This window comes from Verrucomicrobiota bacterium (assembly GCA_019247695.1).
Taxonomy (GTDB): Bacteria; Verrucomicrobiota; Verrucomicrobiia; order Chthoniobacterales; family JAFAMB01; genus JAFBAP01.
Map to the genome: position 1 here is coordinate 1 of JAFBAP010000027.1, position 13,609 is coordinate 13,609.

Annotated in this window: 12 protein-coding genes; 2 read left to right on the forward strand and 10 right to left on the reverse strand. The window is 59.3% G+C overall.

Annotated features, from left to right (window positions below):
* The first annotated feature begins 547 nt into the window (after positions 1 to 547).
* On the forward strand, positions 548 to 1,108 hold the full coding sequence (locus JO015_02960) for a methylated-DNA--[protein]-cysteine S-methyltransferase (protein ID MBV9998052.1): 561 nt from the start codon (positions 548 to 550) through the stop codon (positions 1,106 to 1,108).
* 370 nt (positions 1,109 to 1,478) lie between these two features.
* On the opposite strand, the gene JO015_02965 is transcribed toward JO015_02960, so the two are convergent.
* From JO015_02965 to JO015_03010, 10 genes are all read right to left on the reverse strand, one after another.
* The gene (locus tag JO015_02965) at positions 1,479 to 2,261 is read right to left on the reverse strand and encodes an SDR family oxidoreductase (GenBank protein MBV9998053.1); all 783 of its coding nucleotides are present in this window, start codon (positions 2,259 to 2,261) and stop codon (positions 1,479 to 1,481) included.
* Between the two features lie 20 nt (positions 2,262 to 2,281).
* Complete coding sequence (locus JO015_02970; protein ID MBV9998054.1) at positions 2,282 to 3,244, reverse strand: 3-hydroxyacyl-CoA dehydrogenase; 963 nt, start codon at positions 3,242 to 3,244, stop codon at positions 2,282 to 2,284.
* Between the two features lie 13 nt (positions 3,245 to 3,257).
* Positions 3,258 to 4,145, reverse strand: coding sequence for an N-acyl homoserine lactonase family protein (locus tag JO015_02975; GenBank protein MBV9998055.1), 888 nt, complete (start codon positions 4,143 to 4,145; stop codon positions 3,258 to 3,260).
* Between the two features lie 24 nt (positions 4,146 to 4,169).
* Complete coding sequence (locus tag JO015_02980; GenBank protein MBV9998056.1) at positions 4,170 to 4,772, reverse strand: hypothetical protein; 603 nt, start codon at positions 4,770 to 4,772, stop codon at positions 4,170 to 4,172.
* 71 nt (positions 4,773 to 4,843) lie between these two features.
* A complete protein-coding gene (gene hisD, locus JO015_02985) occupies positions 4,844 to 6,127 on the reverse strand; it encodes a histidinol dehydrogenase (GenBank protein MBV9998057.1) in 1,284 nt (427 codons plus the stop codon).
* A 58-nt stretch (positions 6,128 to 6,185) separates the two neighbouring features.
* On the reverse strand, positions 6,186 to 7,367 hold the full coding sequence (locus JO015_02990) for an ABC transporter substrate-binding protein (protein ID MBV9998058.1): 1,182 nt from the start codon (positions 7,365 to 7,367) through the stop codon (positions 6,186 to 6,188).
* Positions 7,368 to 7,522: 155 nt separating this feature from the next.
* Positions 7,523 to 8,656, reverse strand: a complete 1,134-nt coding sequence (locus JO015_02995; GenBank protein ID MBV9998059.1) for an ABC transporter permease — start codon at positions 8,654 to 8,656, stop codon at positions 7,523 to 7,525.
* The gene (locus JO015_03000; protein MBV9998060.1) at positions 8,653 to 9,615 is read right to left on the reverse strand and encodes an ABC transporter permease; all 963 of its coding nucleotides are present in this window, start codon (positions 9,613 to 9,615) and stop codon (positions 8,653 to 8,655) included. The genes JO015_02995 and JO015_03000 overlap by 4 nt, the downstream gene beginning before the upstream one ends.
* The gene (locus JO015_03005; GenBank protein MBV9998061.1) at positions 9,612 to 11,156 is read right to left on the reverse strand and encodes a sugar ABC transporter ATP-binding protein; all 1,545 of its coding nucleotides are present in this window, start codon (positions 11,154 to 11,156) and stop codon (positions 9,612 to 9,614) included. Before JO015_03005 ends, JO015_03000 begins: the two co-directional genes overlap by 4 nt.
* 124 nt (positions 11,157 to 11,280) lie before the next feature.
* Entirely contained in the window at positions 11,281 to 12,216 is a 936-nt protein-coding gene (locus tag JO015_03010; protein MBV9998062.1) for a helix-turn-helix transcriptional regulator, read from the reverse strand.
* Positions 12,217 to 12,513: 297 nt separating this feature from the next.
* Here JO015_03010 and JO015_03015 point away from each other — a divergent pair, with 297 nt between their 5' ends.
* On the forward strand, positions 12,514 to 13,563 hold the full coding sequence (locus JO015_03015) for a LacI family DNA-binding transcriptional regulator (protein ID MBV9998063.1): 1,050 nt from the start codon (positions 12,514 to 12,516) through the stop codon (positions 13,561 to 13,563).
* Positions 13,564 to 13,609 lie beyond the last annotated feature (46 nt).

A 13,609-nucleotide genomic window follows, 5' to 3' on the forward strand; every position in this document is an offset into this window, starting at 1 on the left:
CGAACACCCGAACGTCTCCCCACCGTTGACGCCCGCTTGGCTTGGCGCACGCCTTCAGGCGTCCCGAGGGGACGCGATCGCTCGTAAATGCTCCTCACAGGCACTAAAGTCCCTGGCTAACCTCAGCCGTCCCTGCAGGACGAAAGCCATACCCGGCCTTGTATCCTTAACTAAATGGCCGTGGCGTTTACCCTGGGCTAAGTTCCCCGGGTCCGTTGGGCCTGAGACCGACTTAACGCCGTGCGGAGCATCCGGCGGCACCTCCTCCCGCCGGAATGCTACCGAAATAATTGTGTAAATGGTATAAGTGGGCATTTTAGGGTCCGGTTGCCGAGAACCCCAACGAACAAGCACGGTGGTCTGCAAGAGTCGTGGTCAACGACCGAAGCAGAAGCGCGACCGGTTCACCGAACGTCGAGCACCCACGGATGAACATCCCTCAGCGGGAGCGTCGCCCATAAGGATCGGTCATGGGCTCGATTAAAACACTCAATTTCACAGATCGGACCTTCGAGGTTTATCATCTACCAAGGCGCGCGAAGCTTTTATGGAAGTAAAAAAGACATTGAAACCAAACTACGTTTACAAGGTGATTGATTCGCCCGTTGGTAAACTGAAACTTGTCGCGAGCCAGAAGGGCCTGGCGGCGGTCCTCTGGGAAAATGACGATCCTCGTCGGGTTCGTTTGAGCCCGGTTGAGGAAGACACAGCGCATCCCTTGCTTGCAGAGGCCGAACAGCAGTTGAAAGAGTATTTTAGCGGGCAACGAAAGTCGTTCTCGCTCAGGCTTGATCCGGTAGGAACCCCTTTCCAGAATCGGGTTTGGCAGGCATTGTTGGGCATTCCCTTCGGCGAAACCCGCCGTTACGGCGAGCTTGCGGAGCAACTTGGAAGCGCCAGCGCGCGTCGAGCGGTCGGCGCTGCCAACGGGAGAAACCCCATCGCCATCGTGGTGCCCTGTCATCGAGTCATCGGCGCGTCAGGCGAACTCACCGGATTCGCAGGCGGGCTTGAAGTCAAGAAACGACTGCTCATGTTAGAAGGCAGGACGGGCGACGAATCGAAAAGGAAGAAACCGGCCGCGTCGCGACCTGCAAAGCGTGCTTGAATAAGCAACTATGGATGACGACAAACCCTCGAAACCATACCGCTTTGTCGAATCATTGTACGACCTCGAGAGCGGGAAAACGATAGTTCGACACCCGCACAAAGGCAATGAATGGCTGGAATGCAGCCTCCTGCCGTGTATTCTCAAAGGGCAGCCCGTTCCATCGGTTTCGGGTCCGGAGGAATGTGAGGTCTTTGCCGTTCCGCCGGACGCAGAAAGCGCTGTCTTTGAGACGCCAAAACAGATGGAACTGAAGATCACTTTTCCCGGGCACACCGGTTTCTTACGGAAGTGTTGAGCACAGGCCTTTCATGACAGCGCTGCGCCCGTTCGCGGACCGGTGCAAGCTTTCGCTCCACGCACAGCACAATCACTTGGCTGTCCAACCCCCATCAATCAGCAGGCTTGTTCCGGTCACCATCGCTGACTCGCCGCTGGCCAGGTACAACGCTGCAGCGGCCACTTCAGCAACGGACGCCATTCGGCCCAACGGGATATTCTGCTGCACATATTCGCGAAACACCGGATCTTCAAAGTACGGCCGCGTCATCGGCGTTTCGACAAAAGTCGGCGCGATGCTGTTCACGCGGATACCCGCCGAGGCAAGCTCCAGGGCCATGACCTTTACAATCCCTTCCAGGGCAAATTTTGTCCCGCAGTAGACGACCCGTTTCGGCAGCCCGACGTGCCCGGCCTGAGACGAAGTCATGATGATCGACCCCGGCCGGCCTAGCTCGACCATGCGCTTTGCAGCGGCTTGAGCGACAAAGAACGCAGCGCGCACGTTCAGGTTGAAGACGGCATCAAAGGTCGAGGCGTCGACGTCCAGACACGCTTGCGGTTTATTTGTGCCGGCGTTGTTCAGCAGAACATCAAGCCTCGAGATCTGCGCCATGCGCCCGGCAATTGCCCCGTGGTCGGTGACATCCAACGCCCAGCTCTCGGCGGATCCGCCGTCGGCCTGGATTTCCGCCTGCAAACCGGCCAGCACGGACGCGTCGCGCGCGACCAGGACGACGTGCGCCCCCTGGCGCGCGAACAGTTTTGCGCACCCCTCGCCGATGCCTCGGGAAGCGCCGGTGACAACCGCCGTCAATCCGTCAAGACGGAACGGCTCCTTCCTGATTTCATAAGATCTGCCTGTTTCGGGCATCCCCTGGCGCTGCTGCTCCTTCAGGCTGGTTTCTGCTTTAGAGCAGCAAACGTCATCAGTTTACGATCGCGCCAGGCAGCCCGTTCTGCGAGTTGCTCCGGGGGCAGGACCGACCGCCGTTCTGATTCGAGCCGCGCGATCAGTGATTCGTTCCACGGCTCATCGTGCGATCGCGAGGCATCAATCGCCTGGAAGAGCGGTCCGAATCGACGGGCATAGTCCCCGATCCCGCCGGGGGCGTTCAAATCGATCGTCTCAAACGGCCCCATGAAGGACCAACGGTAGCCAAGGCCGTCTCGAACCGTCTTATCGATATCCTCAGCCGAGGCGACGCCGTCATTAAACAGCGCCCATGCCTCCCGGAGCAACGCCCCTTGCAGCCGGTTTAAAACGAATCCTTCGACCTCATTGCGCAGCCGCACGGGAGATTGCCCGACGGATTTCATAAGCGCTTCAGCAAACTCCACGGCCGGCGTCTCCGTCCAAGGCGCCGGTACCAACTCGACCAACGGGATAAGGTAGGGCGGATTAACCGGATGCACGATCAGCACGCGGGAGCGAATCGATACATGCTCACTGAATTTCGACGCGGGAATTCCCGAACTCGAACTGCCGATGACCGCCTTTGCGGGCAGGCAGGGCTCGAGTGCCTGCAGTACCCTGGCTTTTGTTTCCATCTGCTCGAACACAGACTCTTGTACATAAGCCACATCCTCGACGGCAGACTCGAGACTCTGCGCGACTCGCACATTCCGTAAAACGGCTTCCGGCGAGTCGATCAGCCCGTGTTCGGCCAACCCGGCAAGCCGGTCTTTAATGACCCCGATCGCGCGTTCGGCCGCACCGGGCACAGAATCGAACAAGCGGACCGGGTGGCCGGCCCTTGCAAATACGATTGCCCAACCGGCGCCGACCAACCCCGTGCCCACAACGGCAATGGGCCGTTTCTCTCCAGCTAAACCAGCATCGCTGTCCTGTCCCATAGCCTCTCGCCCGTCAACTCACCAGGGAACGGTCTCCGTCGGCCAGGCAGATCTCGCTGATGCGAAGTCCATCCTTGGTGATGCGTGAGGGGAACGCTTCCCTTAAACGCTCCTCGTGAACCGGCACCACACGATGCTTGTCGTAATGCACCGCCTTCATCATCTCCTCCGTGACCAGGACAAGATTAGTCTGGCTTCCAATGGCCAGGCCTACCGGATTGTAAACCTTGTCAACGCCGACAACGCTGCCATCGCCTTCCAGGTTCTCGTACACGTAAATGAGGTCACCGGCCAGGATCCAGCAATCATCCGAGGTTTTCTTCCCGTCGTTTCGGACGGTAACCCACATGGAGCCGAACGTGTGGGTATCGAAGGCGGCATGAAGATCGATTCCCGGCAAGACCTCCTCCATATCGCCGTCGACTGTCACCAAGCGTCGCTTTTGGGCCAATTCCACCCCTCTCAGGACGTCTCCCGGGTCTATCGCCACCGTGATGTATTGCATCCGTTCCGGAAGAGACATCGCCCAGACCCACTTTGCGATTTCACGCTCCTGAATGTAAAACTTGGCATTCGGGAAGTCTTCGACGTTGCCGAAATGATCGAAGTGGGCGTGGGTGACGAAAACCGTATCCACGTCTTGCGGCTTTAGCCCGCACTCGCCCAAAACCGCCTCCGGCGGGTGCCAGTTGATTACCCCGAATTTGTCGCCGAGGTACCCACCGAAATCCTTGTGATTGTATCCCACATCCACCATCGCGACGTGGTCCTGACCTTTGATCAGTACATAGCAATACGGCAGTTTACGATACCCTTGATTGTGCGCCCCGTAAATGATCCCGCTCACGTGGTAGTTTGGCACGTAAGCGTACTCCAATACCCAGATTGAATAGTTAGCCACGTTAACTTTCTCCTTTGTAAGGTCTTAGCCTTCTCGGCTTTTCGGGAATCGCCCGGGCGACTTACCGCACGCGCAACATCCCTGTTGAAAATTGACCGTCACCATGCCGAACCGGTCATCCGACGCCTTTAGCAGATTGGAATGAGCCGCTTTGAGGCGACGCGTCAGCCCCGTGGCCGCGTCGCGTGCCAACGGCTGATCCGGGATCTTTGACAAATGCGCCAGCACGGTTTGCAGCTCCGCGGCAACTGCATTTAACAAGAAGGCGTGACGCGTTGCACAAGGGGGCACCTTTCTCGCCTTAAGTGCGGAGAGCCCTTCCTCAAAGCGCATTTTAGCCGCCTCCAGGGTCGCCAACTCCATCCGGTTGCGTGCACAGGTCGCATACAGAAGGAGAACGCCTCCGAGTTGGCCTACAACGCTCTTGAATGCATTAAAAGCCGGCAGCGTTGCCAAAGCGTACCGGAGCAGATCCTCGGACTCGGGTTCCGCAGGCCAGGACTCCGCGGGGCATCGTTCCGGCAAAGAAAAACGATGGTGCGCAGACAACGAAGGCGCCTTTTCCAACCCTTGAACCACCAGGTCAGCAATTCTCTCAGGCCCCTTGCAGCGAAATGTCTCTTCCATCAGGAATTCGATTGTTCAGATTCCATCGGTTCTGCGGCAGCTTCCGTTTCTCGTAGGCACAGCGAGACACGTCACGCGGCAGACGTTTTAAAGCGTCGAACCCGCAAATCCGCCTGCTCCTTGTGAGCGATGAAGTTTTCAATGGCGCACAAACGCGAACAGTACTCACCGATTTTCACGCTCGCCGCCTCGTCGCACTCCTGGTAGGTGCAGGTCTTCAGGAACTTACCGACCCAGAGGCCGCCGGTAAATCGTGCGCCTCCCCGGGTCGGCAGCGTGTGGTTGGTCCCGATCACCTTGTCTCCGTACGCAACGTTGGTGTACTTACCCACGAAAAGTGCGCCGTAATTCGTAAGCGCATCCAGGAATCGCCGGGGGTTTTCCGTCAGGACTTCGACGTGTTCGGACGCGATTCGATTTGCTTCCGAGACCAGCTCATCGAACGAGTCGACCAGGATCACCTGTCCCTTGTCCTGCCACGCTTTGCCCGCTACCGGCGCCGTCTTAAGGGTCTTCAGCTGGCGGTCAATCTCGCGCAAGGTTTCATCCGCGACCCGGCGGGAGGTGGTCAACAGGATGGCGGGCGTGGTGGGCCCGTGTTCCGCCTGACCCAGAAGGTCCGTCGCCGCCATCTCACCGTCGGCGGTATCGTCCGCAATGACAAGGATCTCGGTCGGGCCGGCCAGCAGATCGATCCCGACGTGCCCGAAGACCTGGCGCTTCGCCTCGGCCACGTAGGCGTTTCCCGGGCCTACGACCATATCGACCGGGGCGATCGTGTCGGTACCGTACGCCATCGCCCCGATGGCCTGGACACCGCCGAGCAGATAGATTTCATCCGCACCGCCTAACGCCATGGCCGCAATGGTCGCGTCGTGCGGTTTGCCGCCGGTCGGGGGCGTGCAGGCGATGATGCGCTGCACGCCGGCCACGCGCGCCGTAACAATGCTCATGTGGGCGGAAGCCACCATCGGGTAACGGCCGCCGGGCACGTAGCACCCGACGCTGGCCACGGGAATGTTCCGGTGGCCCAGAATGACGCCCGGCAAGGTCTCTACCTCGACGTCCTTGATGGCGTCACGCTGCACCTTTGCAAAATTGCGAATCTGTTCCTGAGCAAACTTGATGTCTCCAACGGTCTGCTCCGGCAGTCTTGAAATGCAAGCATCGATTTCTGACGGGGAAAGGCGAAAGGAAGGAGGTGACCATTTGTCAAACTCCTCCGAGAACCGCCTGACCGCGGCATCCCCGCCCCGCTGAATTTCACCCAGGACGCGCTCGACCGTCTTTCGAACGTCGACGTCGGCCGCTCCGGAGCTTTCTTTGGTAACATCGGTTTTGAGGTAGGTAATCATAGGTCCGAATTGAACTGCTGGCAGTGATTGGGCGATCTCGTTCTAACAATTCCGAAACTTATGGCTTAACCTCCGCCGTCACCTTGGTGAGCTTGTAGTGATCTGCGGGCGGTTTACAATTCTGGCAGTTGATGTTGGGTTCATCCGGGGCCGGCGTTACATCCGCGGGCAGCGGCTGGATGGTCGCCCCTGGCGTCGGCTTTCCCTCAAGTGCTGACACGAGCGATATTTCGGGTAGAAATGCCTGGCTGAACGACTCCGTAACGAAAGAGCTGGGCACGGTCCCTTCTGCAAAGGCGTTAGATCCGTTTTCGAGGCGGTCGCCTTTGATCGTGCGGACCTCGTCTGCGGTCACCCAAGGCAAAGGGTATTGGATGTTGTGCGTTTGCAGTTTGCGCTTACCGGTGAGCATCTCCATCATAAGCTTGAACGCATAGCCGGAGGTGGCCGGCGGAGACCCGGACGAGACCCCCTGAAGGCCACGCTTACGCAAATCCTCGTTGGCCAAAGCGAGCCTAAAGCCGTTCGAGTTTTCGCCCGTGACCGGGATCAGCTTATCGGGGCGTGCCGCTAAAAGCGCCTGAATCGCCCCATATTCACCGGCCTGAGCCCATATGCCGTCAACGTCCGGGTGCGCCGCGAGCGCCTTGGCCGTTTCCTGCTGGGTGGTGCGATCATCCCAGTAACTGTAATACTCCTGCACAACCTGGATCCCAGGATACTTTTTGAAAATCGACATCGCTCCATCGGTATGGCGTTGGTCGACGGAGTTACCAGGAACGCCTCTGCTGAGAAAAATTTTACCTTTACCCTTGAGGCAGTTGACCAGGTACTGGGCGGTGTTTTCGCCAAACCCGGCCGTAATGTAGCTGACGTTATAGGCCGAAGGCTCAGTCACAGTGGCATCATACATGAAAAAGAGAACGCCTTGTTGGCTCCCCCGTTTTACCGTCCGGTTGAGCGCGGTCGCTGAGATCGGAAAGCTGATCACCCCATCCGCGTGGGCCGCGATCATGCTTTCGTAAGCCGAGATCTGGGCTTGCACGTCCGTACCGGAAATGACCTCGCGCAGTTCGACTATCTTGTCGTAGGGCGGGGTGGCCGCCAAGGCTTTGACGATGTTTGCCGCTTCGCTCTGCCATGCGTTTCCGCTATAACTCAGACTCAGGTAGATCAGGTACTTGTCTTTGCCTTGCACGGATTGGGGCGATCCGCAGAAAAAGCAAATGGCAGCAGCCATAAGGCTTACTATGAGGCGGTACTTACCGGATTTTGTTTGGATCTTCATAGGTTCATCATTTCTTTCAGTGGTCGTTCCCGCAGCCGGCGAACGGAAGGGGTTGGTCCAACCGGCGGGCTGACGTAATCGGCTTCAGCGGTCGTTCTCACCCCAGCCTATTTCCCCAGCCTGGCGCTTCGGTTTGAAGTCGAGGTCTGCGTCCGGTTGCGCCGTCTAAAAACGCTTGGCATCGGCCAGGAAAGGAGCAACAGCGCGATAACGATGATGACTCCTTCCAGTACCGTCCTCCAGCCCTCCTCCAACCCGACCGCAGAGATGATCGTGCTGATCGTGGTAAGCAGGATCGCTCCCCCCACCGTACCCTCAAACCGTCCGGTTCCACCTAAAATTGACGATCCGCCCACCACGACGGCTGCGATGGAAGACAATACGTACGGCTCACCCATTCGAAGGGTGGCTCCGTTCGAATACCCAACCAGCATCATGCCAACGATGCCCCCACATAACCCGCTCATCGCGTAAACCGACGCGATGACTTTGTTTACCCGCAGGCCCGCAATTCGAGCAGCAGCCGGGTTGGTACCTACCGCGTAAAGGCTCCGGCCGTAACTTGACCTGCTTTGAAGCAATGCTGCGGCTATGGAAAACAGGATGACGAAATAAATGACGACCGGTACACCCCAGGCCCTCGCCTGCATAAGAGCCGACAGTAGCGAGGGAGAAGAACCCCGCGGGGTGCCGGCCGTAAAGCCGAGGCACAGGCTATAAATGACGATTCCTGATGCGAGCGTCATGATGAAAGGCGGAACCTTCGCGATGGTCACCCCGAAGCCGTTTATCAGGCCGCAAAACCCACAAACCAGGAGGACCGGCACAAGAAGCCACGCGTTTGCGCCAGCACCCGCCCAAGTCGTTGTGAGCACCCCCCCGAGCGTGATCAGCGAACCAACCGAGAGATCCAGGCCTCCCATCAGGATCACGAGGCCTTGCCCAAAGCCGATCACGATCAGGAAAGAGGACAAAACCACAATCGTTTCAACCTCGTTCCAGGAACCGAACGAAGCGCTGATCGCGCGGGAGGCGATGATCAAGATCGCACAAATAACGAAGATGGCGGCGATCTGAATCACCTGGCTGTCCTGTCCCCGGCCAAGGCGTCGAGGTTGCACGCCCGACGTTGGTTCCGGCGCTGCCGGCCGGCCGCCGTCCTTTGGACCGGGCGCAAGCCGCGCTCCCGTTTCCGGCGAGGGCGTTGCCTTGCGGGTCAGGTCATGCGGTTGCTGGCTCATGACGAGCTTGCCCCCAGACGAGAGACTCGGAAGACCGTTTCAGAAAAAGCGAGCGCCGCGATCATGATCACGCCCTGAAACACCCCGATGTAGAACGACTCAACCCCGGTCGAAAACAACACCTTCTGGAGCAGCGTCAGTGCAGCTGCCCCGATCATCGAGCCGATAAGTCCGCCGCGTCCTCCGAGCAGCGAGGTTCCACCGATGACCACTGAAGCAAAAACCAGCAAGGAAAACGACGAACCGGCGGTGGGATTACCCGTCGCAGTCTGCGCGCTCAACATAAAACCGGCCAGGGCATAGACGCAACCGGCGAGGCAATACGCCAGGAACCTTGTCCTTGACACCGAAATTCCTGATAACCTTGCAGCCGCCTCGTCCTGGCCAATGGCATAAATCGCAACGCCGAGGTCTGTCGTTTTCAGAATGATCCACACGAACGCTACCAGCAGCAGGACCAGCGCCGCGACGGGAAACCCAAAAATCTGGTCGGTAAAGAAGTTGGCGATGAAGTCAGAAACATTACCGCCGGGGGCGCCCAAAATAACCAGCGCCAGCCCCTGGCAAACGATCATCGTGCCCAACGTAGCCCCGATTGACTGTAACCTGCCGTAAGCGACCAAGGCGCCGTTGACCGCGCCCACCAACGCGCCAAGGAGGCAGACGACCAGGATGGTGATCGCTGCTCCATACGGGCCGGGAATGGGGTATACCGCAAGGATCACATTGGTCAGCGAAATGACGCCCCCGACAGAAAGGTCAAAATTCTTTGTTAACACCACGATCGTTTCACCCGCTGCCGCGAGGGCCAGCGGCGCCGCGTTATTAAACAGCGTAGCAATCGAGAATAGCGAAACCGCCCCTTTTTCACTCCCGGCGTAAACCGCAAACAAGACGCAATAAATGAGCCCCGCTACCAGTGCGCCGTTGCCTAACCATGCAAGCACCTTTTGCTTCATTCAGACGTCTTTACCTCCGAAGTGTTAATGTTAACCCCGTGCCCGTGACCGGTCATGGCAGCCACCATCATTTCCTCTGTGACGTCCTCCCCGAAAAGCTCGGAACAAACCCTTCCGCCGTAGAGCACAAGGCAGCGGTCGCATAGTCGAAGGATTTCGGGGAGTTCCGAAGAATACATAAGGACGCTCCCTCCTTCGGCCGCGAAGCGCTCAACGGCCTCATAAATCACCTCTTTTGTACCCACATCGACTCCCCGCGTCGGGTCGAAAAGCAATAGTAACCCGGCCTTCGCCATGAACGCGCGGGCCAGAATCGCTTTTTGTTGATTTCCTCCGGAGAGGTTCCGTACGGAAAAAGGAAAGTATTCCGGATTAAGTTCGACCGAACTTGAGTACCGCAGCGCGAGGGCCTTTTCTCGCTTCGCGTCAATCCAACCCCAGCGCTGTAAGGATTCGACCGACGATACGGTAACGTTAGACAAGGTGCTTAAGCCGGCAAACAACCCGTCTACTTTTCGCTCTTCGGGAACGAGCACCATGCCGGCGCCTGCCCGCAGGGCCTCGCGGGGAGAATGGAACGTAACCGGTTGACCATCCAGTTTGATCGTTCCCGATACCGCGCGTTCCAGGCCGACGAGCGTGCGGAAAAGGTGGCGTTGACCTTGCCCCTCCAGGCCGGCGACGCCGACAACCTCTCCTTTGTGGATCGAAAAGCTGACGCCTTTAAGCCGGCTCGAGGTTAAGCCGTCGACAGAGCAGACAACCGGGGAATCTTTCGGGGCCTGCATCCTTCTCGCCTGGTGCTGGGAAATCGCCCGGCCGACCATCATCTGAAAGATGTCTGCGTTTGAAACGCCTGAGAGATCTACCGTGTCCACGCTGCGCCCGTTTCGCAGGATTGTACCCCGTTTGCAAATCGCCCGGATTTCGTGAAGTCGATGGGATATGTAGAGAACGGCCAGGCCCTTTTTGACGGGTTCAAAGAGCAGCTCAAACAACCAACTCGGATCGGGCAACGCCGCCGTCGGCTCGTCCAGCACAAGGAGTCGAGGATCATGGCTGAGCGCCCTCACAATTTCGAGTCGCTGCTTTTCGGCCAGGGAGAGATTTCCAACGGGAACGTCTGGCCGGATGCTGCTCAGCCGAAAACGCTCAAGCACCTCGAGTGCCCGCGCCTCATTGGCCCGGTGCGTTGCAAGCCCAACCCGGTTCTTCTTCAGTGTGGGAAGGAAAAGGTTTTGCGCGACGGTGAGGTTTGGAAGGAGGCTTAATTCTTGGAATGCGGTCGAGATGCCCTGCTCACGAGCCTCCGTGATGTTCTTTGGAGAATACTGCTGCCCATTCAGGAATAACGATCCCCGGTCTAACCCTACAACCCCACTTAGGATCTTGACCAAGGTGGATTTGCCTGCCCCATTCTCTCCTAACAGGGCATGGATCTCACCTGCTTGCACCAGGAGGTTAACCTCATCCAGCGCGACCGTAGCGCCGTAGGTTTTCCTGATCGCCTGGGCCGATAACAAGGGGGAGGGCATGCCCATGTCCTGTCAGGATTGCGCCGGGTTCAAGGGCGGTAAAGGACGATTCCGCCCCGCCTTGTACGTTTCCGCATAAAAAAAAGGAGTCCTCGGCCCGGTTGCAAAGCGCCGCAACGGCACCGGTAATTCAACCGGCAAACCACCCCGTCATCGTTCGACGACTTGGCTCAGCGCCTTCCGCCGCGTTTGCGTGCGCCCGTCGGAAGGCGGCCGGCGTTATGCCGAAAAAGCGCCGGAAATGCCGGCAGAGGTGCGCCTGATCGAAAAAACCGCACCGCCTCGCAATCTCCGTCAGGGAAAAACCTTCATCACTTTGCGTCATTAACTCCCGCGCGCGGCTCAGGCGCATCCGCAATCGGTACTGGTGCGGCGTGCAGCCGGTGGCCATTTGGAAGCTGCGGGCAAAATAGTCAACGCTCAGGCGCGCCTGATCCGCAAGCTCAGGTAGAGAGGCGCCATCAGAAAAGTCATTCTCCAGGCGCTGGATGGCGCGGCGAATGCCCGGATGGACAGCTGAGGTGCGCCGCCCAAAGCCGTGCTGATCCCGCACGCGGCTAAGCAGGCTCACGGCGAGCGCGCCTGCCAATGACTCAAAGTAAAGCGGGTCCAGCCAGCAGCCGTTTTGAGTCTCCTCCATCAAAAGCGAGCAAAGGGCTTCGAGCCGATGGTCGATCCAAAACGACACGCGCGGCAGCTGCTCGAAAAGCGGCCAAGGGATGGCCAGCTTGGCAGCCGCGGTTTCGAGGCAAGGTCGTGAGAACACGAATTGCGCCACCCGCCCGGGCGCGCCTTTCCATTCGAACTGCAGTGGAACCCGGGGCGGCACCATCACGAAGTCCTCACGAGTAACGCGGCGCCGGGCCAGGCCGAGTCGCGGGATCGTCAGCCGCAGCTCGCCTTTCTCGGGCCGGGAGCGGTACTTGAACCAATACCCGTCCGGGCCAGCATTGACCTTGAAATACCCGCACGGCGGCAGTTCGCGGAGCAGCACTAAAAGGCCGGTGAACCCCGACCGGTCGCTGCGATGGGTGATCAAACCCTCAGGGTCGATTTTCGGGAGCATAAGCTGGGAGGCTGTGGTGCAACGTTTCGGCCCGGGGGCGGTTTGTCCGGCTTTACGGCACGCCAAACCTTCCGTCACGCCGCCAACAACGACCGGCCGGGTCTCCACCGCCGGGGAATCACGGTGCATCGATTCCTAATCATTGTGCATCGATTCGTCAAGGGCCAACCCGTGATTTTTTGGAGGGCGCCCCCGCCGGGGCGGCAGCCTGTGCGGGCGCGGTTGACAGCCACGCATCCATTCAGGGATGATGAATACGGGGGCAGAGCAACGCGTCTCAACGGCGCGGCACAACCCATGGGATCCACCAACAATCACCTCAATGGCAAACGGCGCGTGACCACCCGTGATATTGCCCGCGCCGCGGGAGTCTCGCAACCGACCGTCTCCCGGGCCTTGGCCGGCGATGACGCGATCAGCGATGCGACCAGGAACCGAGTGCTGGCCGTGGCTAAACGGCTCAACTACCCAACCTCACGCCTCCAGCGTGCGCCGTCTCTCCTGGCCCGGCGAAAACGGGTGATCGGGGTGGTCGTGGCCGCGCTGCACAACTCGTTCTACACGTATTTCGTCGGCCACCTCCACGATGAACTCGCGGCGGCGGGCTATTCAATGGTGTTGATGATCGACCAGTTCGAGCACTCGGCGGACCTCAGCAAACTGCAGGGCTTACTTGACGGAACGCTGGCCGGGGTGCTGTTCACGACCGCGACGATCCACTCGGCTGCGGTCCAGCTCTTGTATGACCGCGGCATACCATTGGTGCTGGCGGTGCGTTCCGTTTCGGGCTTGCCGGTCGACACGATCGAGAGCGACAACGTCATGGCCGGACGCGACGCGATCCGGCACCTCACCAGTCTGGGACACCGGCGAATCGGATTTGTGCTCGGACCGCGCGACACGTCGACGAGCCTGCAGCGGTTCGAAGGAGCGGCTCAAGAACTGGCCGGCCACGGCCAAACCGTCTCGCCGGAGCTGTTGATCTGGAGCGACTATTCACATGAAGCGGGTTATTCGGGCCTCCTTCGCCTCGCAAAAGCGCAACCGCCCCCGACGGCCTTGATTTGCGGCAACGACGTGGTCGCGCTGGGAGCACTGGACGCCGCCAGGAAGCAGGGGATCGCCGTGCCGGAGGCCATGTCGATCGTCGGCTTTGACGACATCCCGATGGCGGGCTGGGCGATGGTGCAGCTCACCACGGTCCGCCAGGGCATTGAAGCCATGGCCACGCTGGCCGCCCGCCGCATGCTGGAACGGGTTCAGGCGGCCGATGACCTGCCGCCGCGACATGACGTCTTGCCCACCAGCCTTGTCTTGCGGGGAACGACGGCACCGCCGCAACGATGACGCCGGCCGTGCGAAAGATCGTGGCGCGCACAACGCCGCCTACTAC

What these genes read in the sequence shown, in the direction of transcription:
- JO015_03015 (MBV9998063.1), top strand. Translation starts at nt 12,514, where the DNA reads ATGGGATCCACCAACAATCACCTCAATGGCAAACGGCGCGTGACCACC.
- hisD (MBV9998057.1), bottom strand. Translation starts at nt 6,127, where the DNA reads ATGATTACCTACCTCAAAACCGATGTTACCAAAGAAAGCTCCGGAGCG.
- JO015_02980 (MBV9998056.1), bottom strand. Translation starts at nt 4,772, where the DNA reads ATGGAAGAGACATTTCGCTGCAAGGGGCCTGAGAGAATTGCTGACCTG.
- JO015_03000 (MBV9998060.1), bottom strand. Translation starts at nt 9,615, where the DNA reads ATGAAGCAAAAGGTGCTTGCATGGTTAGGCAACGGCGCACTGGTAGCG.
- JO015_02965 (MBV9998053.1), bottom strand. Translation starts at nt 2,261, where the DNA reads ATGCCCGAAACAGGCAGATCTTATGAAATCAGGAAGGAGCCGTTCCGT.
- JO015_02960 (MBV9998052.1), top strand. Translation starts at nt 548, where the DNA reads ATGGAAGTAAAAAAGACATTGAAACCAAACTACGTTTACAAGGTGATT.
- JO015_02990 (MBV9998058.1), bottom strand. Translation starts at nt 7,367, where the DNA reads ATGGCTGCTGCCATTTGCTTTTTCTGCGGATCGCCCCAATCCGTGCAA.
- JO015_02995 (MBV9998059.1), bottom strand. Translation starts at nt 8,656, where the DNA reads ATGAGCCAGCAACCGCATGACCTGACCCGCAAGGCAACGCCCTCGCCG.
- JO015_03010 (MBV9998062.1), bottom strand. Translation starts at nt 12,216, where the DNA reads ATGCTCCCGAAAATCGACCCTGAGGGTTTGATCACCCATCGCAGCGAC.
- JO015_02970 (MBV9998054.1), bottom strand. Translation starts at nt 3,244, where the DNA reads ATGGGACAGGACAGCGATGCTGGTTTAGCTGGAGAGAAACGGCCCATT.
- JO015_03005 (MBV9998061.1), bottom strand. Translation starts at nt 11,156, where the DNA reads ATGGGCATGCCCTCCCCCTTGTTATCGGCCCAGGCGATCAGGAAAACC.